Source organism: Geminicoccaceae bacterium, assembly GCA_020638465.1.
GTDB lineage: Bacteria > Pseudomonadota > Alphaproteobacteria > Geminicoccales > Geminicoccaceae > JAGREO01.
In genome coordinates, this window is the sequence record JACKIM010000002.1 from 223,390 (window position 1) to 243,527 (window position 20,138).

Annotated in this window: 17 protein-coding genes; 6 read left to right on the plus strand and 11 right to left on the minus strand. The window is 62.8% G+C overall.

The window, feature by feature from the left end:
* Nucleotides 1-3: 3 nt before the first annotated feature.
* Together H6851_11480 and H6851_11485 are read right to left on the minus strand one after the other, a co-directional pair.
* Nucleotides 4-738, minus strand: a complete 735-nt coding sequence (locus H6851_11480) for a 4Fe-4S dicluster domain-containing protein (protein MCB9944223.1) — start codon at nucleotides 736-738, stop codon at nucleotides 4-6.
* Complete coding sequence (locus tag H6851_11485) at nucleotides 735-3,587, minus strand: molybdopterin-dependent oxidoreductase (protein ID MCB9944224.1); 2,853 nt, start codon at nucleotides 3,585-3,587, stop codon at nucleotides 735-737. The genes H6851_11480 and H6851_11485 overlap by 4 nt, the downstream gene beginning before the upstream one ends.
* A 250-nt stretch (nucleotides 3,588-3,837) precedes the next feature.
* Here H6851_11485 and H6851_11490 point away from each other — a divergent pair, with 250 nt between their 5' ends.
* The 3 genes from H6851_11490 (at nucleotide 3,838) to H6851_11500 (ending at nucleotide 5,233) form a co-directional block, all read left to right on the plus strand.
* Nucleotides 3,838-4,266 (plus strand): YeeE/YedE family protein, encoded by a 429-nt coding sequence (locus H6851_11490; protein MCB9944225.1) that lies wholly within the window; start codon nucleotides 3,838-3,840, stop codon nucleotides 4,264-4,266.
* A 5-nt stretch (nucleotides 4,267-4,271) separates the two neighbouring features.
* On the plus strand, nucleotides 4,272-4,700 hold the full coding sequence (locus tag H6851_11495) for a hypothetical protein (GenBank protein ID MCB9944226.1): 429 nt from the start codon (nucleotides 4,272-4,274) through the stop codon (nucleotides 4,698-4,700).
* Nucleotides 4,701-4,888: 188 nt separating this feature from the next.
* Nucleotides 4,889-5,233, plus strand: a complete 345-nt coding sequence (locus H6851_11500; protein MCB9944227.1) for a helix-turn-helix transcriptional regulator — start codon at nucleotides 4,889-4,891, stop codon at nucleotides 5,231-5,233.
* A 93-nt stretch (nucleotides 5,234-5,326) separates the two neighbouring features.
* Here H6851_11500 and H6851_11505 read toward each other — a convergent pair whose 3' ends face one another.
* Genes H6851_11505 through H6851_11535 form a run of 7 tightly spaced genes read right to left on the minus strand, consistent with a single transcriptional unit; the run spans nucleotide 5,327 to nucleotide 13,746 of the window.
* Nucleotides 5,327-5,893 (minus strand): response regulator, encoded by a 567-nt coding sequence (locus tag H6851_11505; GenBank protein ID MCB9944228.1) that lies wholly within the window; start codon nucleotides 5,891-5,893, stop codon nucleotides 5,327-5,329.
* A gap of 32 nt (nucleotides 5,894-5,925) precedes the next feature.
* On the minus strand, nucleotides 5,926-6,480 hold the full coding sequence (locus H6851_11510) for an ActR/PrrA/RegA family redox response regulator transcription factor (GenBank protein ID MCB9944229.1): 555 nt from the start codon (nucleotides 6,478-6,480) through the stop codon (nucleotides 5,926-5,928).
* Between the two features lie 35 nt (nucleotides 6,481-6,515).
* The gene (locus H6851_11515; protein MCB9944230.1) at nucleotides 6,516-7,874 is read right to left on the minus strand and encodes an ActS/PrrB/RegB family redox-sensitive histidine kinase; all 1,359 of its coding nucleotides are present in this window, start codon (nucleotides 7,872-7,874) and stop codon (nucleotides 6,516-6,518) included.
* A gap of 25 nt (nucleotides 7,875-7,899) precedes the next feature.
* Nucleotides 7,900-9,015, minus strand: a complete 1,116-nt coding sequence (locus H6851_11520; protein ID MCB9944231.1) for a glycosyltransferase — start codon at nucleotides 9,013-9,015, stop codon at nucleotides 7,900-7,902.
* 17 nt (nucleotides 9,016-9,032) lie between these two features.
* Nucleotides 9,033-10,382: a PEP-CTERM-box response regulator transcription factor gene (prsR, locus tag H6851_11525; protein ID MCB9944232.1), complete on the minus strand. Its 1,350-nt coding sequence runs from the start codon at nucleotides 10,380-10,382 to the stop codon at nucleotides 9,033-9,035.
* The gene (gene prsK / locus H6851_11530) at nucleotides 10,379-12,370 is read right to left on the minus strand and encodes a PEP-CTERM system histidine kinase PrsK (protein MCB9944233.1); all 1,992 of its coding nucleotides are present in this window, start codon (nucleotides 12,368-12,370) and stop codon (nucleotides 10,379-10,381) included. The genes prsR and prsK overlap by 4 nt, the downstream gene beginning before the upstream one ends.
* 5 nt (nucleotides 12,371-12,375) lie before the next feature.
* The gene (locus H6851_11535) at nucleotides 12,376-13,746 is read right to left on the minus strand and encodes a TIGR03013 family PEP-CTERM/XrtA system glycosyltransferase (protein MCB9944234.1); all 1,371 of its coding nucleotides are present in this window, start codon (nucleotides 13,744-13,746) and stop codon (nucleotides 12,376-12,378) included.
* A 426-nt stretch (nucleotides 13,747-14,172) separates the two neighbouring features.
* Between H6851_11535 and H6851_11540 the strand changes: the two genes are divergently transcribed.
* The 3 genes from H6851_11540 to H6851_11550 are packed head-to-tail and all read left to right on the plus strand — an operon-like array spanning nucleotide 14,173 to nucleotide 18,075.
* Entirely contained in the window at nucleotides 14,173-15,702 is a 1,530-nt protein-coding gene (locus H6851_11540) for a lipopolysaccharide biosynthesis protein (protein ID MCB9944235.1), read from the plus strand.
* Between the two features lie 46 nt (nucleotides 15,703-15,748).
* On the plus strand, nucleotides 15,749-16,888 hold the full coding sequence (locus H6851_11545) for a glycosyltransferase (GenBank protein MCB9944236.1): 1,140 nt from the start codon (nucleotides 15,749-15,751) through the stop codon (nucleotides 16,886-16,888).
* The gene (locus tag H6851_11550; protein ID MCB9944237.1) at nucleotides 16,888-18,075 is read left to right on the plus strand and encodes a glycosyltransferase family 4 protein; all 1,188 of its coding nucleotides are present in this window, start codon (nucleotides 16,888-16,890) and stop codon (nucleotides 18,073-18,075) included. Before H6851_11545 ends, H6851_11550 begins: the two co-directional genes overlap by 1 nt.
* A 106-nt stretch (nucleotides 18,076-18,181) precedes the next feature.
* Here H6851_11550 and H6851_11555 read toward each other — a convergent pair whose 3' ends face one another.
* Both H6851_11555 and H6851_11560 read right to left on the minus strand, forming a co-directional pair.
* On the minus strand, nucleotides 18,182-19,561 hold the full coding sequence (locus tag H6851_11555) for a mechanosensitive ion channel family protein (protein MCB9944238.1): 1,380 nt from the start codon (nucleotides 19,559-19,561) through the stop codon (nucleotides 18,182-18,184).
* Between the two features lie 164 nt (nucleotides 19,562-19,725).
* A complete protein-coding gene (locus H6851_11560; protein ID MCB9944239.1) occupies nucleotides 19,726-20,127 on the minus strand; it encodes an ATP synthase F1 subunit epsilon in 402 nt (133 codons plus the stop codon).
* Nucleotides 20,128-20,138 lie beyond the last annotated feature (11 nt).

Genomic DNA, 20,138 nt, shown 5'->3' on the forward strand with positions numbered 1-20,138 from the left:
GTTTCAGTCCAGCGCCGACAGCGCGCGGTCGAGCCAGCCGAGAAAGCCCGTGGCCTCGGGCTCGGCGAGCTGGGCGATATGGAAGGTGCCGGCATCGCGCGTGCGTGGCGGAAGGTATTTGTTGACGGGGCGGGTGGCCTGTTCGGGCATCAGGTCGAAACCGCCGCGCTCGCGCACCTTTTTCGAGATGTCGCTGGTTGGATCGCCGAGATCGCCGAAATGACGCGCCCCGGCGGGGCAGGTGCGCACGCAGGCCGGCACCCTGTCCTCCTCGGGCAGGTTGTCATTGTAGATGCGATCCACGCACAGGGTGCATTTCTTCATGACGCCGGCGGCCTGATCCATCTCGCGCGCGCCGTAGGGGCAGGCCCAGGCGCACAGGCCGCAGCCTATGCACCAGTCCTCCTGCACGAGGACGATGCCGTCATCCGCGCGCTTGTAGGAAGCTCCCGTCGGGCAGACCGTGACGCAGGGTGCGTCCTCGCAATGCAGGCAGGATTTGGGGAAATGGACGACCCGCGCCGGGCCGGTTTCCGGCTTCGCCTCGAAGGTATGGACCCGGTTGAGGAATGTGCCACAGGGATTATCGCCATAGGCGTCGATATCCGACAGCGGTGCGCCTTGCGATCCGGTGTTCCACTCCTTGCAATTGATGACACAGGCATGGCAACCGACGCAGGTATCGAGATCGATGACCAGGCCGAGCTTCTTTCCTGTCCGTTCGGGCAATGATGTCACGATCTGCCCCCACCCCAGGCCGAACCATAGCGGACTTCTTCGGGAGCCGGCCGGACCGGGCTCGCCTGCGCCAGGACCACGGGCTCGCTCTCCCCGGCGGGAGATGCCTTTTCGAGCTTCACCCGCAGGTCGAACCATGCAGCCTGTCCGGTGATCGGATCGGAATTGCCCCAGCGCAGGCCGTCCCCCCTGTCGGGCAGCAATTCGCTGATGAGGTGATTGAGCAGGAAGCCCCGAGTCGCTTCCGGCGCGTCGACGGAAAGTGCCCACGCGCCGCGTCGCTTGCCGATGGCATTCCATGTCCATACGGTATTGGCGTTGAGTGCATCCATTCTTCGGACGGGGACCTTGATCCGGCCGTGATGGGAGGTCAGCGTCACCCAGTCCCCGTCGGAAAGCTTGTGCCGGTCGCACAGATCGCCCGAAACGTAGAGCGGGTTCTGGCCGTGGATCTGGCGCAGCCAGGCGTTCTGGGAACCCCAGGAGTGATACATCGCTGCCGGACGCTGGGTGAGCGCATGAACCGGATAGTCGTTGCTGTCGACGGATTCGCCCTCGAATGGCGGATACCAGCAGGGCAGCGGGCTGAAGGTGTCGGCGATGCGCTGGCGCAGGTGATCCGGCGGTTGCCGCGAGCCATGTCCTTCGGCGGCGCGCTGGAAGCGGGCCATCGGTTCGAGATAAATCTGGAAGATGAAGGGTTGTGGCTTGTCGTAGAAGCTGCGCTCGACGGCCCATTGCTGGTAGGAGGCATTCCACGGTTTGAAGAATGCGGCTTCAGGTGGAATGTGGCTGACCCAGAAACCGCCATTGTCGATATAGTGGCGCAACTGGTCCGGGTTGGGCTCGCCGCGTCCCTCGCCGGTGCCGTCCTCGCCACGCCAGCCGGCGAGCGGCCCGACACCCGGACGCCGCTGGTGCTTCTGGATGTAGTCGGCATAATCGCTGTAGATGGCCTTGCCGTCGCCATCGACCATCCCCGGCAGCTTCAGGCGTACGCCAAGATCCAGCAGGACGCTCTGGAAGCCGCGGACGTCGCGATCAGGCTGGACAACCGGCCATCGGATCGCATCGGCAGCGGCATCGGCTTCGCAGATCGGCCGGTCGAGCAGGCTGATGCAGTCATGGCGTTCGAGATAGGTCGTGTCCGGCAGGATCAGGTCGGCATAGGCGACCATTTCGGAGGAATAGGCGTCGCTGTAGATGATATGCGGAATGCGATATTCGCCATCTGGCCGCTTCGCTTCCAGCATCTCCATGACGCCGCGAGTGTTCATCGACGAGTTCCAGCTCATGTTCGCCATGTAGAGGAACAGCGTATCGATCTCGTAGGGATCGCCGGCCACGGCATTCGCGATGACCATGTGCATCAGGCCATGGGCCGACATGGGGGCATCCCACGAGAACGCCTTGTCGATGCGCCTGGCCTTGCCGTCGTCATCCAGCAGCAGGTCGGCCGGGCCCTGCGGATAGCCCAGATGCGGGCCGTCGAGCGGCTGTCCGGGCGTTACTCCCGCATGTGGCCTGGGGTGTCCGGTCGAAGGTTTCGGGTAGGGCGGCTTGAAGCGGAAGCCACCCGGAACCTCCACCGATCCCAGCAGGATCTGCAGAACGTGCAGGGCACGGCAGGTCTGGAAACCGTTCGAATGGGCCGAAATCCCACGCATGGCATGGAAGCTGACAGGGCGTCCGATCATCTTGTCGTGACGCTCGCCCTTCCAGTCGGTCCAGGGCTGGTCGAGCACGACCTCCTTTTCGAACGCGGCATGGGCGAGTTCGGCCGCGAGACGGCGGATGGTCCCCGCATCGATACCGCATTCCGCGGCGACCTTCTCCGGCCGGTAGCGTTCATCGAGAAAGGCCTCGGCCATGAGCTCGAAAGCCGGCCGGCACGTGCGGCCCTGCACCTCGAAACTCCCCCGGAGCGCAAGCCGGCGCCCGCCATGATCGAAGGGGACAGGACGTCTGCCCGTGCGTTCGACCACCAGGGTCTTGCCGTCATCGTCGCGGATGAAGAGACCGTGATCCTCCCTGCCGGGTTCGTCGATCACCAGCCACGGGGCATTGGTGTAGCGGATCAGGTAATCGAGGTCGATCCTGCCGGCTTCGAGCAGGCAGCGGACCATGGCAAGGATGAAGAGACCGTCCGTGCCGGGCGTGATGCCGACCCACTCATCGGCAATGGCGTTGTAGCCCGTGCGGACCGGATTGACGGCGACGACCTTGGCACCGCGCTCCTTGAGCTGGCCCAGTCCCATCTTGATCGGATTGGAGTCATGATCCTCTGCAACGCCGAAGATCATGAAATACTCGGTGCGCTCCCAGTCCGGTTGGCCGAATTCCCAGAAGGCGCCGCCCATCGTGTAAATTCCGGCCGTCGCCATGTTGACCGAGCAGAAACCGCCATGAGCGGCGTAGTTGGGTGTCCCGTATTGTTGCGCCCACCAGCCCGTGAAACTCTGGCTCTGGTCGCGGCCGGTGAAGAACGCAAGCTTCTTCGGATCGTCCTGTCGCAGCGGCGCCAGCCATGAGGTGGCGAGTTCGAGCGCTTCGTCCCAGCCGATCTTCTCGAACCGACCCGAACCGCGCGGCCCGGTACGCTTGAGCGGGGCATCCAGCCTGGCTGGCGAATAGTGCTGCATGATGCCGGCGGACCCCTTGGCGCAAAGGACGCCCCTGTTCACCGGATGATCGCGATTGCCCTCGATGTAGCGAATGGCATCCCTGCCGTCGGCATCCTTGCGGACATGCACGTTGATGCCGCAGCGGCAGGCGCACATGTAGCAGGTGGTCTTGCGAATCTCGTCGGATACGACAGGTGACAATTCGATACTGTGCGCGTCACCCATGATGCTGACCCATCCACTTCCCGCCCGAACTTGCGCACCGGCCTGGCTCCGGCCACCCTGCTGGCGCCAGCATCGCTGCCCGCCCCGCATTTGGCAACTCCTGCAAGGCAGGCTTTCCACATCGCGAACAATCATTCAAACACATTGCAATGTTGGAATGTATATGTTAGATCCGCGAATATCGGATGCCTGAAGGAAAAAGCCCGAAGAGGGCGTCAGGCACTGGCAGCGCTGCTGCGGGGGTGGAAATATGGAAGTGAACAGTTGGATGCTGGGATTGGCAGGTGGTCTGCTGATCGGGGCAGGGGCGTCGGTCCTGCTGGTGATGAACGGGCGGATCGCCGGCATCAGCGGGATACTCGGCTCTCTGGTCGATGATCCCACCGATTCGCGCAATGGCGAGAGGCTGAGTTTCGTCGTCGGTCTTCTCCTCGTTCCCTTTCTCTACGTTCTTGTCGTCGGCGTGCCGGATCTGCAGGTCAAGGCGGCCATTCCGCTGGTCATCGCCGGGGGATTGCTTGTCGGCTTCGGCGCGCGCGCGGCCAGCGGCTGCACGAGCGGGCATGGTGTCTGCGGAATGTCGCGGTTGTCGCCCCGGTCGCTTATTGCCATGTCGGTGGCGATCTCGACCGGAGTCCTGGTGGTTGCCCTCAGCCGCCACCTCCTCGGCTGGAGTTGATGAAAATGAAAAATCTTGCAGCATTCATCTCCGGTGGGCTCTTCGGTCTCGGGCTGGTCGTTTCCGACATGGTGAATCCGCAACGGGTCCAGGGCTTTTTCGATATCTTCGGTGCGTGGGACCCGACACTGGTGTTTGTCATTGTCGGCGCCAACATTCCGATGATGCTGTCCTGGTGGTGGGTCCGGCGGCATGAGAGGTCGGTCCTGGGAGAGAACCTGCCGGCACGGCCATCGCTGACCATCGACCGGCGATTGATCGGCGGTGCGGTGGTTTTCGGTGCCGGTTGGGGGCTCGTCGGCCTGTGCCCCGGTACGGCGGTCGCGAGTGTGCTGTTCGGCCTTCCCAGGGTGCTGGTGTTTGTCGGTGCCATGTTCACCGGGTTCGTGGCATACCATCATTGGCAGGTCCGTCGCCGCACGGTCGTCGCCTGATCGCCGTACCACCGGTCTGCATGGGAAGAGGGGGAGTCCCCCCTTCTTCATGTCGTTCCTCCGGCTAATCCAGTACGGGTGTTGTTGAAACTGACTGCCAACGGTTGTATTTACTGGAATCGGGTATTTGTATCGAGCTCCGGATAGCTATTGTGGCCGTGGAACAGTTGACAGCAAGGGTGCCAGCGATGGGCAGCGAAACCGGGATCGGATCGGTTGGTGATGCCGGTGGTATGGCCGATATGGAAGCCCGTGCCGCGGCAGCGGCGGGCTTCCTCAAGGCGCTTGCTCACGAAGGGCGGTTGATGATCCTCTGCCATCTGGCTTCGGGCGAGAAGTCGGTAGGCGAACTTGAGGAGCTGCTGCGGATCAGGCAGGCTGCGGTATCGCAGCAACTGGCGCGGTTGCGCTTTGCCGGCTTCGTCAATTCGCGCCGCGAAGGCAAGGTCATCTACTATTCGCTGGCTGACGGCGATGTTCACCGCATGATCGTGCTTCTCTATGACATGTTCTGCAAGAGTGCCACTGACTGATTGATGTCGCCATGACGGCATTCGGTCACGATTGTCCGTCCCCATTCCATGATCATCGACAGCTACAGAAGTTTGCCGGTATTGGCGGATCGGTCAGCGTGGCGCGCGCTTGCTGAGGATGCGCTGCAGGGTGCGCCGGTGCATGTTGAGCCGTCGGGCGGTTTCGGAGACATTGCGGTTGCATTGCTCGAACACCCGCTGGATGTGCTCCCAGCGTATGCGGTCGGCCGACATCGGCGTCTCCGATGAATCGGCAGCCTCCGGCGGACCGCTCAGCAACGTGGCCACGAGTTCCTCCGGCTGCACCGGCTTGGCCAGATAGCCCACGGCTCCCGCCTTGGTCGCGATGATCGACGAGGCGATGCTGTCATACCCCGTCAGGACCACGATGCGCACGTCATGCCGGGCGTCGAGCAGTCCGTTGATCAGTTCCATCCCGTGACCGTCGCCGAGGTTCAAATCGACGACGGCGAAATCCGGGATGGTCTCGGCAATGATCTCGTAGGCTTCCTTGAGGGATTCGGCGGCAAGCACCTCGAATCCGGCACGTTCGAGATGACGCGCCATGGTTCGGCGTAGCGGAGGATCATCATCCACCAGCAGCAGCTTGCCCTCGGCCACGGTGGGGGCCTGTCTTGCCGGTCCCTCGAATGTCGACATCACCGACCAACTCCCTGATGTTTTTTTCTATGTTATTCGCGTGGTGCCCGTTTGTTGAGAATTCTTTGCAAAGTCCTCCGATGCATGTTGAGCCGCCGGGCGGTTTCGGAGACGTTGCGATTGCATTGCTCGAACACCCGCTGGATGTGCTCCCAGCGCACCCGGTCCGCGGACATCGGATTCTGCGGCGGTGGCGGCAGGCTGCTGCCATTGGCCAGCAGGGCGTTGATGACGTCGTCGGCATCGGCAGGCTTGGCCAGGTAATCCATGGCTCCGGCCTTGATGGCCGCTACCGCCGTGGCGATATTCCCATAGCCGGTCAGGATCACCACCTTGATCTGCGGATGGAGCTCACGCAGACGCTTGACCAGTTCGATGCCGGAACCATCCTCCAGCCGAAGATCGATCACCGCGAAATCGGGCTTGGTGCTGTGGGCGAGGTTCAGGCCCTCCTTGAGCCCGGTTGCCGTGAGCACCTCGAAACCACGGCGATCCATCGCCCGTTCGAGGCTGCGCAGCAGCGGCGCATCGTCATCCACCAGTAGCAGGAGCGGACGCTCGCCACTCGGGTTCAGGCTGCCGTTCATGCTTGGGAAACTCCGTTCCTGGCCGATACCTTGTGTCATGCGCTGTTCTCCAACTCTCCTATGCTAGCGCTTATTGGCCAGTGAATCCGCACCCGCGCCCCCTTCTTGCTGTTTTCAAAATGCAGCTTTGCACCCGTTCTCGCAAGCAGACTGTTGGCAATGAATACACCAAGACCGAGACCGCCGGAAAGCGGCCGGCCGGTATTGTAGGGTTCGCCGAGCCTGTCGAGAATCTCCGGATCAAATCCCGCACCGTCATCCTCAATGACAAGGGATGTACCATCATTGGCGATTTTCAACGTCAGGAATACTTCCGTTTCGGCAAAGCTCACCGCGTTCTCGATCAGGTTGGTCAATGCGTGTCGAATTTCTGCGGCAAGACAAATAATCGGATCCGCAAACCCGTCCCCGATCTCCAGGTTCATGCGCAGTTCGATGGGAGGACGTTCGCATTGTTCGAAAATCTCGCGCAACTGATCGCTAAGCGGCGATGCCGTGAACAATTGGTGGCTACGGTCGCTCTGCGGGCGCCCGAGCGTGGAAAGCACCTGCCGGCAGCGCCGGGCCTGTTCGAGCAGTTCGTTCGCATCGACGGCCAGGGGGTCATCGCCGGGCAGCTCACGCACAAGCTCCTTGGCGATGACATTGATCGTCGCCAGCGGCGTTCCCAGGGCATGGGCCACGGCCGCAGCCTGGCCGCCCAGGGCCGAGAGCTGCTGCTCGCGGGCCAGTGCGGCCTGAACCGCCGAAAAGGCACTCTCCTGCCGTCGCGCGTCATCGGTGATCTGCGCCATGTGCCAGGCAAACAGGCCAACCGCGAGGCTCAATGCCAGCCACACGGCCGTAGTGTAGAGGCGGGGCAACTCCAGCGGTCCGGTGACCCAGGGCAATCCACCGGGGACGCCGGCGAGGATTGCGATGATGATCAGCGTTATGCCGGCCAGCAGCAGGGCGCCGCCGCGCGTGAGTGTTGTTGACGCCAGGGTGACCGGCAGCAGCAGCAACATCGAGAACGGATTGCTGAGTCCCCCCGTCAAGCCCAGCAGCATGCCGAGCTGGACGATGTCGAAACCGAAGACCAGCAGCGTGCGGCGCTGGCTCAGGCGTGTGCCCAGGCGACGCTGCCGCATCAGGGCGACATTGACCAGTACCGAGGCGCCGACAAGGGGCAGCAGCCATTGCGGGCTGACATTGATGCCGAGCGAGAAATGGACGAAGAGGATCGTGAACAATTGGCCGATGATCGCCACCCAGCGAATGATGGCGAGTGTTACAATGCTGATGTTGCGGCCGATATTGTCTCCGCGACTGTCATCGGTGGCGAATGTATCCACCAGATCGTGAACGAGCTGGTCGAACCCGTCGGGGAAGGGGGTGGACCGGTTGTTGGTCATGGATCGGGTGGCCCTTGTCGTCCTCTCAGTGACGACACGCGCCGTGAAACAGCCGGCCATAGGCCTCGACCATGGCCCGGGCATCGAATTCGGCACGTTGCCGCCGGCGATTCTCGTCGCCCACAGCCTTGCGCAGGGACTCGTCGGCGGCAAGTTCGCTCATGGCCCGGGTCAACGCCACCTCGTCCTCGCGCTGAACGGTGAAGCGCCGATTGGCTTGTGAAACGGCGACCGGCACATCGCCCACGGCCGTACCGACGACCGGCATGCCCAGCGCCATCGCATCGAGCACGGAAGCCGGCAATTGCTCGGTGTCGGAAGTGATCGCATAGATGTCGCCATGAGCAAGAATTCTGGCGGGTTGTTCCTGGTGTCCAAGGAAGACGATCTTGTGTTCAAGACCGCTTTCGCGGGCAAGTGCTTCGAGCGCCGGCCGTTCGGGACCGTCACCGACGATGACCAGCGCCGTGCGGGTGTGGTCCGGCATCGCCGTAAATGCCCTGATGAGCCGATCGATCCGTTTTTCCGGTCGCAGTGGGGCCACCGTGACGAAGGTGACCCTGTCATCTGGCCACGAGGCGGGAGTCGAGGGATCGCGTCCTTGGAGTTCGTCCCTGGCGGGCACATCGCTCGATTCGACGCCGTTTGCGATCCGCACCACCTTGTCCGCCTTGAGCCACCAGTTTGTCCTGGCTTTTTCTTCGAGGGTCACCGAAGGGACCACGAGGCGGTGAACGAACGGCAAGACCAGTCGCCGCGCCCAGACCCGCCGGGCGATCTCGCGGTGGGCCTCGTCGGGGCCGAAGCCGTGTTCCTGATGGATGTGCGGTGCTGCCGGGGCGATCGCCTGGGCAATGACCCAATCGAAGCATCCCCAGTTGGAGGTCAGGACCAGATCGGGCTCGAACGAGCGGATGAGACGCCGCCGCTCACGCAGGCCGTCCATTTTCGCGGGCGAACCGTGCAATTCCACATCGAGGTCCCCTGCGAGCCGTTGCCCTGCCCGCAGGTCGCCGTTCAGCGAAACGATCGTGTGCCTGAAGGCACGTCCCAGACCGTTGATCACGCTGCAAAGTACGGACTGGATACCGCCCGTTCCGAATCCCGGAAGAAGGTGCAGGAGGTGGGGCTGGCTGATCAACGGGACCCGACCATGGATCAATCCCTGAGCTGATGCTGACGCATGAGGTCGTATAGCGTCGGACGGCTCACGCCAAGCAGCTTTGCGGCCTGCGAGATATTGCCATCGGTACGGGCCAGAACCCGGCGGAGCACGGCGATCTCCGAACGGTCGCGTACCCGCTTGAGATTGAGCGCGGCATCCTCGATCTCGACATCGTGAAGGTCGAGATCCTGCCGCGATATCGTGCGGGAACTTGAAAGGATGATCGCCCGCTTGATGCGATTCTGCAATTCGCGGATATTGCCGGGCCAGGCGTAGGAATCGATGGCCGCCAGGGCATCGTTGCTGAAGCGCTTGTCCTTTGCCCCCAATTCCCGTGTGAAACTGACGAGGAAGTGGTGCGCGAGCTGGACGGCATCGCCCACGCGGTCACGCAAGGGAGGGATCGGGATGCTGATCTCGCAGAGGCGGTAATAGAGGTCCTCGCGGAAATGGCCCTCGCGCACCTGTTGTTCGAGATCACGGTGGGTGGCGCAGACCACGCGCACGTCGACAGCGATCTCCTCGCGACCGCCAAGCCGTTCGACCACCCGTTCCTGCAGGAAGCGGAGGAGCTTGGACTGCAGTTCGAGCGGAAGGTCGCCGATCTCGTCGAGGAAAAGCGTCCCGCCGTCGGCATGTTCGATCTTGCCTCGGGTCTGCTTGAATGCTCCGGTGAAGGCGCCGCGTTCGTAGCCGAAGAGTTCGGCTTCGAGCAGGGCCGGCGGAATCGCCGCGCAATTGATCGCGACGAAACGCTGGGGCGCCCGTCTGCTGAGCCGGTGCAGCGCGCGCGCGACCACTTCCTTGCCCGTCCCGCTCTCGCCGATGAGCGCCAGGCTCACATCGGTGGGGGCGACGCGCTCCGTGGTGCGAATGAGCGCGAGTGTCGCGGGGCTGTCGCCGACGAGGCCCGGAAGCCTGGTATGCAACTGCTGGTCGTTCAGCTTGCGATTCTCCTGTTCGAGGTCGCACATGTAGAAAGCCCGCTCAAGGACCATGGACAGGTGTTCGGGGTCGGTCGGCTTCTGGTGATAGTCGTGAGCGCCGCCGGCAACGGCCTTGAGCGCGTGGTCGCGACCTTCCCTTCCCGTAAGAACGATGATCTTGGCATCGGGTGACAGTTCGAGAAGGTCGCTCATCGCCTGCAGACCCTCGCTGCTGCCTTCGGGATCGGGCGGCAAGCCAAGGTCGAGCAGCACCACCTGGGGTTCCTTGGCGCGCATGGCCGTGATGGCCTGCTCGCGGGTTTCGGCGATGGTCAGGTCGAACTGGTCGAGCGACCAGCGCAACTGGGTACGCAAGGCTTCATCGTCCTCGACAAGCAGCAGGCGGCGGTCGTTCATGTTTCCCCCATTGTTTGACGGGCTGGCAGCAGGATGCGCATGGTCGACCCGGCTCCCGGGGCCGAGTCGACCTCAAGCTGTCCACCCATCGACTCGATCGTTTCCTTGACGTCCGCCATGCCGAGGCCCATGCCGTCCGGCTTGGTGGATGTGAATGGCTCGAACAGTTCGGTGCGCACGAAGGCGGGGTCCATGCCTGGTCCATTGTCGCTGACCTCGACCACGGCCATGCCGTCGTGATGCGACAGGCGGATTTCCACGACGCAGGCGTTGGGATGGCATTCGCCGCAGGCTTCTCGCGCATTGTCGACGAGGTTGTTCAGAACCGACCGCAGCCTTGCCGGGTTGGCACTGATCTCTGTCGGGCACAGTCTGCCCGTGATCCGTACCCCCTCGATATCCGCCAGCAATTCGTCGAGGCGCACGGCCGAGGTCTTGGGATCGTCGCTGCGGATGCGTGAAATCAACGCGTTCATGCGTGCAACCGACGCATCGAGCGTGTTGAGCATGTCATCGTAGAAGGCCTCGTTGCCGCGATGCCGACGGGCATTCGAAAGCGTCAGGGCGAGCTGGGCAGAGACATTTTTGACATCGTGCATGACGAAGGCGAACCGGCGGTTGAAACTTTCGAACCTCTCGACCTGGGTGAGCCGCCTCGCGGCGCGGTCCTCGGCAAGATAGGAGGCGGCTTCGCGGGCGACCACACCCAGCAGGTCCCGCTCCTCGCGATCGAGGGCGCGGTTCATGCGGCGTTCGGCGAGTACCATGATGCCGAACAGCCGTTCTCGATGGTAGAGCGGCAGCAGGAGCCACGAATGTGGCGGTGCCGGTATCCAGGAGGGCAGGGCACTGGCACGCGGATCGTCGCCGTCGACGAGGTCGATCGGGTCCACGCGTTCCACATGGTCGGCAAGGATCGTGGCAAAGGCGGGGTCGACATTGTCGGGACGCCGGTCGATGCTGAGGTTGCGCACGGCCACGAGTGTGAAACGCCCGCGGGGCTCCGCGAGCCAGACGGCGCCGCCGGTCGCTTCCACCACATCGGCCACGGCAAAGATGACACGGTCGGCGAGGCTTTCGGTCGTATGTGCGCTTGCACCTTCGAGCGTGCGCACGAAACGGGCCCATTCATCACGATAATCGAACCGGTAGCTGAAAAAGGTCCGGCTGACAAAGGCTCCCAGCGCCGCCTGCAAGTGGCCTGACAGCAGGACGAAACCGCCGAGTGCCAGCAGCGACAGGACGAGAATGATCTGAACGCTGGTCCCGGCCGCACCGGTTGCATCGCGCGCCACGGCGCCGATGGACAGTGTGATGAGTGTATAAAGTGCCGCCGCGGTTGCGATCACGCCACCGAACACCGCGCGCCTGCTGACATGGATGTCGAGCGACCAGTCGGGGCGGCGGGCAATCGAGGCGGCGATGAACGGGACTGCAACCGCCTGCATGACCGGCCCTGCGGGGCGGGCCATTTCCAATGACGCCGATGACGACAGTTCGTCGAGGACAATGACCAGCTCGGCGGCAAAGGCGGCCGAAATTCCGATCAGCATCAGCTTCAGGGCGAAGCGCTGGTCGTAATCGGCCTTGCGATAGGTTCGTTCGACCAACGCGAAGCCCGCAAGCAGCAGGCCGAGATGGGCCCAGTCGCCCGAGGCGAGACCGAACACGAGGACGACGGCGCCGGCGAGGACCGACGACTGTTGCCGGACCCGGTTCTCGCCGAACGACAGGGTGGCCAGGACGGCCAGCCATGCCATCAGCAGCAACCGGTCACTCAGCGCTGGCATCGCCGTCGGCAGCCAGCGGGCCAGCAGATGGGCGATGGCGTCGAACAGTCCTATCACGGCGGTGGCGGTGAGCAGGGCGCCGATCAGCGCCTGTGCCCGTTCACGCCCCCAGCTCGACAGCAGCAGCACGCTCAGGGCGAGATAGGCGGCGGCCTGGAAGATCAGCCCGCCAACGGACAGAAATTCCAGGGGTTCCATCGGATTCAGCGTGCGCCATTGCCGGTGAACACCACCCGGAGTGTCTGGGCGATGATGAGAAAGTCCAGGAAAAGGCTCCAGTTCTTGACATAGTACATGTCGTATTCGAGCTTGACCCTCGTGTCCTCGATGGTCGCGGCATATTCATGGTTCACCTGTGCCCAGCCGCTGATGCCGGGCTTGATCCGGTGACGCTCGTTGAAGTAGGGCAGCTCGCGTTCGAGTTCGGTGACGAACACCGGCCTCTCCGGCCGTGGGCCGACGAAGCTCATTTCGCCATGCAGCACGTTCCACAGTTGTGGAAGTTCGTCGATTCGCGTGGCCCGCAGGAAACGCCCGGTACGTGTCACCCGGGGATCGTTTTCGGCGGCCCACTGGGCTCCCAGCTTCTCGGCATCGGTGCGCATGCTGCGAAACTTGTGCAGCATGAAGAGCTGGCCGTTGCGGCCGACGCGGGTCTGGCTGTAGATCACCGGCCCGCCGTCCTCAAGCTTCACGGCAATGGCCGCCATGAGCATCAGGGGCACACACAATATCAGGACGAACAGCGAGATGACGACATCGAGAATCCGCTTGGCGACAAGGTCGAGCCGGCTTGAATCGAAGCCATCCGAGAAGATCAGCCAGCTTTTCTGCAACTGGGTGAGATCCACCCGTCCCGTCTCGCGTTCGGCGAAGGCCACATGATCGCTCAATGGCAGTCCTGCCAGCCGGCACTCGAGCAACGGGCGTATCGGCACGTTGGGGGCCTGGGAATCCTCTACGGCAACCACGATCTCGCTGACGTCATGGTCCTCGGCATAGCGGCGCAGCGTGGTGAGGTCATTGGCGCGGACGATGGCGGAATCGACCCGCAGCCGGTCGACGACGCGGATGGCCGAATGCCGGTTGTCGGCGACGATCTTCCCGACATGGTCCATCAGCCGGGGTTCCCCGACGATCAGGATCCGGCGCTCGAAGCTGCGGCCGAGGGGACTTGACTGAAGCAGCAGGCGCAGGGCGAGGATGGCGAGGAAGGCGCCCGGAATGGCGATGATCAGTGCGCTGCGCCAGATCTTCGCTTCGGGAATGACGTAGGAGATCACCGCCAGCATGATGAATGTGGCGGTAAAGGCCGTGGCCAGCCGGGTGGTCACGGAACGCGCGGTAAGCTCGATACCGCGCTCGTAGAGACCGATGGCGACCATGCACAACATTGCCGTTCCGGCGAATATCGCGGCATGCGGGAGATATATCAGCAACTCGGACGCGAAAGAATCCGGGTTTGCATAGCGTGTAAAGTAACCAATATAGAAGAACGTCAGCAATACCAGTCCATCGCCGGCAGCCAGCACGGCCAGGCGGCGATCGATATAGTGACCAAAGATTTTCAACATGTTCTCTATTGCTCCCGACAGGGCGTCGTCGTTAGCCTTGCATCGCATGCAAGCCATATCACGCCGGGATGCTCTTACTCATTAAATACATCAATGTTTTCAATTCTGAAACTATTCCATATCATGTTACGTCCGGCTTCTTTGTCATGCGCGGAAAGCGGTTCGATGGTGTAGACACTCGATCGTGTAGACAGATGAAACTGACGGCAGAAATGGCCGGACCTGAAAGGTGACCACAAGCGCGCGCCCCGTGTCGTGGTTGTCGTCGGGCAAACATCACCGAAAAGCGGAGGCCTTCACCGAAATGGTTCCGAACCGAGTACGTTCGAGGCCATTGCGGTTTGTCGTGTGATTCGATGGGATCGGACATCCGGACCGGATGCCGGCCTGATGGGCTGCCCGCAAGTGTTGGCGTATTGGAGTGTCATGAACGACCAGAGCGATCTATCGCAGGGTGAAGGTGCCGCGCAGCTGTCGCTTGGTCGGCGGATGGCCAGCGGTGCCTTGTGGCTGGTGGGGCTCCGGCTTGTCCTGCGCGGACTGGGGCTGTTAAGCACACTCATTCTTGCCAGACTTCTCGTTCCCGAGGATTTCGGGCTGGTGGCACTTGCTTCCACCGCCGCCGCATTTCTCGAGACGGCAAGTGATTTCAATTTCGATCTGGCCATCATCCGGCAGAATGATACGACCCGGGACGACTATGACACCGCCTGGACGCTCAACCTGATCAAGGCGCTGGTCGTCGCCACCTGCCTTTATTTCGGTGCCGGCTGGCTTGCGGGATTCTTCGACGACCCCCGCCTGGAAGTCCTCTTTGAACTGATGGCCCTGGCCGTCGTCATTCAGGGTTTCTGGAGTGTGAGGACCATCGATTTCCGCAAGAACCTGGAGCTTGAAAAGGAATTCCGCTTTCGTGTCTGGGCCAAGGTTGCATCCTTCGTGATCGTCGTTGCCCTGGCGTTCTGGTGGCGATCCTATTGGGCACTGATCGTCAACATCGTTCTCGGCCGTGCCATCCTCCTGATTCTCAGCTACTGGCTCGCACCCTATCGGCCGCGGCTGTGTCTGGCGGCGTGGGGACGGCTCATCCATTTTTCGAAGTGGCTGGCGCTGAACAACCTGTTCTGCTTCCTGCGCGACCGCATGGACACGATCGTCATCGGCAAATATGCCGGTGCGGCGCCCCTTGGTCTCTACAGTGTCGCTCACGAGATCGCCGATCTTCCGACTTCCGAACTGGCCCTGCCGGTCAACCGGGCAGTCTATCCGGGATTTGCGCGCATGGTCGACGACCTCGACCTGTTGCGCCGCACCTATGTCAATTCGTTTGCGCTGCTGATCCTCATCACCACGCCGATCGGGGTTGGGATAGGCCTTCTCGCCGAACCGATCGTCGCCCTGTTCCTCGGGACCCACTGGTTGCCGGCGGCACCGCTCATTCAGGCGCTGATCGTCTACGGCCTGCTCCGCACCAGCACGGCCAATGCCAATGCGATCTATCTGGCGTTGGGCAGGGTCCGCATCGAACCGGCACTGACGGCGCTGTTCATCGTGATGGTCCTGCCGGCGCTGGTGATCGGGGTGAAGACATGGGGGGTGATGGGGGCTGCCTGTGTGCTCACGGCTGGTGCCATCCTCAATCTGGGGATCAACCTTTTCGTCGTCGCGCGGCTGTTGAACATCAGCTGGTCGAGGCTTCTGTCGGCGTTGTGGCGGACTGCTCTGGCGACCATGGCGATGGCGGCCATGGTCCTGGGGTTGCCATCGCCATGGACAACGTCGGCCCTGGTCATCGCATGGTCGGCTCCCATCGGTGCCTTCACGTTTACCGGCGTGCTGCTGGCGAGCTGGCATTTCAGTGGCAGGCCCGACGGTCCGGAACGTTCGCTGCTCGAATATATGGGGGACCATTTCGGCTGGCTGCAGCCGCGCGGGGACCAAAAACGTGCCATCTGATAAACTTCTTCAAATACTGACATTCACCCAGTTGTTCCCGAATGCCATGCAGCCCAATCATGGAATCTTCGTCGAGAACCGGCTGCGTCACCTTGTCGGTCAGGGCGGGGTCGATGCCCGGGTGCTGGCGCCGGTACCGTGGTTTCCGCTGCGCAGCGACTGCTTCGGCCGCTATGCGGAACATGCCAGGGTGCCGCTGGAGGAGACCCGGTTCTCCCTTCCTGTGAGTCATCCCCGTTATCCCACCGTTCCCGGGATCGGCATGGCGGCCCAGCCCTGGTTGCTCTACCGGGCGATGATTCCGCATCTCCGCCGTTCGATCGCAGGAGGATGCAGACCCGATATCATCGATGCGCATTATGTCTATCCCGATGGGGTGGCCGGAGCATTGCTGGCCCGGCGTTTCGGCATTCCGCTCGTGATCACCGCCCGCGGAACGGATCTCAACCTCATCCCGCAATTCACCGTTCCGCGTCGCTGGATACGCTTTGCAATCAGGGAAGCCAGCGGGCTCATCGGGGTTTGTGCCGCACTTGCCCGCAGCTTCATCGAACTCGGGGCGAACCCGGCGAAGGTGCGTACATTGCGCAATGGCGTGGATCTCGAACTTTTCCGTCCGCAGGACCGTGCCTTGGCCCGTGACCGGCTGGGGTTGGACGGACCGGTACTGTTGCTTGTGGGACAGTTGATCGAGCGCAAGGGAGCCCATCTGGCCATTGATGCCCTGCCGGGTCTGCCCCGTCACACTCTGTTGCTGGCCGGCGAGGGTGGCGAGCGCCCGATGCTGGAGGAGCGTGCCCGAAAGCTCGGTGTTGGCGGGCGTATCCGCTTTCTTGGCAACATTCCCCATGCAGAGCTTTCCGCAGTCTATTCTGCAGCAGATGCCCTGCTGTTGCCATCGAGCCGCGAGGGGTGGGCCAATGTGCTGCTCGAATCGATGGCATGCGGTACACCCGTGATTGCGACCGACATATGGGGAACACCGGAGGTGGTCACCTGTCCCGAGGCCGGCGTGCTGATGCGCGAGCGGAGCGCCGCGGCCATCGTCGAGGGTTGGCACGCGCTCGAAGCGTGCCGCAAGCCGCGGTCGGCGACGCGCGCCCATGCCGAAGGGTTCGGATGGGAATCCACCAGCCGCGGCCAGTTCGAGCTGTTCCATGACATCGTCGCCCGGGAGCGATGCTGATGCGCATTCTCTATCATCATCGTATCCGCTCCAAGGACGGCCAGTATGTTCACATGGAGGAGCTGATTCACGCGCTCGAGGCGCGCGGCCATGAGGTCTGCCTCGTGGGGCCGGCGGCCATCAACGGCGACAGTCTCGGCGGTGAGAGCACGACCCTGGATACCCTGAAACGGCGTATTCCCAAGGCCCTCTATGAATGCGCCGAGCTGGGATACGGGCTCGTCACGACCTGGCGGTTGTGGCGGGCGGTGCGCTCGCTGCAGCCCGATCTGCTATATGAACGCTACAATCTGCACGCACCGGCGGGCGCCATCGTCCGTCGACTGCTGGGTCTGCCGATGATCCTCGAGGTCAACGCCCCGCTTGCCGAGGAACGCGAACGGCATGGCGGGCTGGGCATGCCAGGGTTGGCACGGCGGATCGAAGGCTGGATCTGGCGTTCTGCTGACAGGGTCGTCGCTGTCACCGATGTGCTGGCGGGACGAATCGAAGCGGCCGGCATCCCGCGGTCGCACATTGCCGTCATGCCCAACGGTATCGATCCGCAACGATTTGCGCAGGCACAGCCGGGCTCCGGGGCGAAAAAGCTCTATGGCCTTGAAGGCCGGCTGGTGCTGGGATTCATCGGTTTTGTCCGGCCGTGGCATGGACTAGAGCATGTTGTGGACTGGCTGGCCCGTTCGGCGAATTCCGGGGTCGTTCTCGCCATTGCCGGAAATGGCCCCGCGATACCCGACCTGAAGCAAAGGGCCAGTCAACTCGGTATCGAAGACCGGGTTCGCTTTCTCGGTGTGGTCGAGCGTGCCGACGTCCCGACCTGCCTGTCGGCATTCGATATTGCTCTTCAACCGGCAGTAGTTGACTACGCGTCGCCATTGAAGCTGTTCGAATATATGGCTGCCGGTAAGGCCATCGTCGCTCCCAGATCGGCCAATATCGAGGAAATTCTGACTGACGGGATTGATGGCTTGCTGGGTACTTCGGATGACCTTACCGATCGTCTCGACCGGCTGGCGAGCGATGCCGGGCTGCGCGAGCGACTCGGCCGAGAGGCGGCGGCAACGCTTCGGCGCCGCGACCTGACATGGGCCGCGAATGCCGAGCATGTGGAGCAACTGGCTCAGGACATCGTTTCGCCGGTATCGCAGGTGCCGGCAGCGGGAATGGGTTCCCTGTCGAGCCGTTGACCTTATCCGCCGCGCCGATTCTCCCGTTGCGGGAAATCATGATTGATGCCCGTTCGACCGTACGGGCTGTCACACGGCCGCGAGCCGCCCTGGGGATGGCTCGTTCTCAGTTGAGGCCGAACAGGGCGCTGATCCGCGAAAACAGGCGGTCCTCGTGAGTGGTCGGCCGGCCGGCGGCGGTGCTCTGGTGGGGCCGCTCGTGAATGATCGCCTGCCGCTGTGACAACACCCGGCTCAGGGTGGTCGCCACCTCGGGATCCTGCTGGAGGACAGGGCGCATGGTCTCCTCGCCGATTTCAAGGAGGATCGCATCGCTTTCGCAGCGGACGGTGGCACTGCGCGGTTCGCCGGTCAAAAGCGAGAATTCACCGAAAATCTGCCCGGGGGTCAGCCGGTTGACGGTCCTTTGCGCATCGCCTTCCGCGACCGAGGTGCTCAGGTTGCCCTCAAGGACGACATAGAGCGAGCGAGACCGGTCGCCTTCGTGAACCACGACCTGTCCCTTGGGCAGTCTGCGCTCGATCGCACCGGCCGCCAGCGTCTCCACCTCCCGTGTATCGAGATGCCGGAACAGCTCCGAACGTTGCAACAGCCGCCCGCGATCGGCCGCATAATCCAGCGACCGCTCGGGCATGGCCGCATGATACAGGTCGAGCTTGTCATAGGGCAGGGCGATGCCCGCCTGATGCAGGTGCTGCAAAATCGAGCGTTGCACGGCATAGCGCGTGTTCTGGATCTTCTGGTAGTCGTCCACCCAGAAGCGCACCCGCCAGACAATGCCACGGGAGTCGAACGAACCGATCTTGAGGTCTGCACCGCGCCCCCTGGTCGCCAGATCGTCCACCGCCCGCACTGCACTCAGCAGGATCCGCTCGATCTTGTCTGCGCGTACCGCCTGATCGAGCGTCACTTCCACCTCGGTGCGGAACAGCTCGCCCCGGCGGCCGAAATTGCGGTACACGCTGGTGGCGAGATGGGCATTGGGCACCACCACCCGGACGGCATCGAGCATTTCCAGCCGGGTGGTCAGCCAGCCGATCTCGACCACCTTTCCCACGGTTCCCGGTGACGTCTCGATCCAGTCGCCGATGGCGTAGGGCTTTTCGATGTTGAGCCCGATACCGGCGAACAGGCTCGCCAGCATGTCGCGCAGGGCGAAGCCCAGAACCGCGACCAGAACTCCCGAGGTGGTGATCAACCCCGCAACCGGTACATGCCACTCGCGACCGGCGACGATCAGGATCGTCGTGGCGAACACCGTCGCCGCGAACAGGTCGGTGAGAAGGCGTGGAGGCGCGTGCCCGAGTCGACTGCGCAGGATTCCCTGCCACAGGAACCGGTCGAGCAACTTCACCAACAGCAATGCGCCGGCCAGCCATGCGAGGCTGCGCATCGCCATCGTCGCGTTCGACCATTCCTCCGGCAACAGCCAGCCGCCGTTCACGGCCACGACAAAAACCACCAATGGCACCAGCAACCGCGCCAACAACCCCTCCCGCTTCGATTACTCCATCATAGGCCGACGGGCAGGGGAGCAGGCAAGGATGTTTGTATCGACCGTGGGTATTCCTCGACTCGGCAAAGAAAAACGGGCCCCTGTGGAGCCCGTCATCTTGAATTGGTCAGCCTTCCGGTTGGATATTCGACGGATCAGGATACCGCTTCGAGGCGGATGCGGGCTATGGAGATGATCTTCACCAGGCGAGCGCGCTCGACCTCGTCGCCGGAAGCCCTGTGCTCGTCCTCGGCATTCCTGAGGACCTCCGCCGCCTGTTCGCGGGTGATCTCGTCCAGCGGAGTCGCGGCCTCGGCCAGCACGATGAGCCCTTCCGGGTTCACTTCCGCGAAACCGCCCTCGATGAAGATCTGCTGGGTGATCTCCCCCTTTTCATGGATGTCGATCACGCCCGGCCGGACCAGGGACATGAAAGGCGAATGACGGGGAAGGACGCCGAAATTGCCCTCCGCCCCCGGCACCACGACCATGTCCGCCTCGATGCTGGCCAGCAGCCGCTCGGGCGACACGAGCTCGAATGAGACCTTCTCGGCCATTCAGCGTCTCC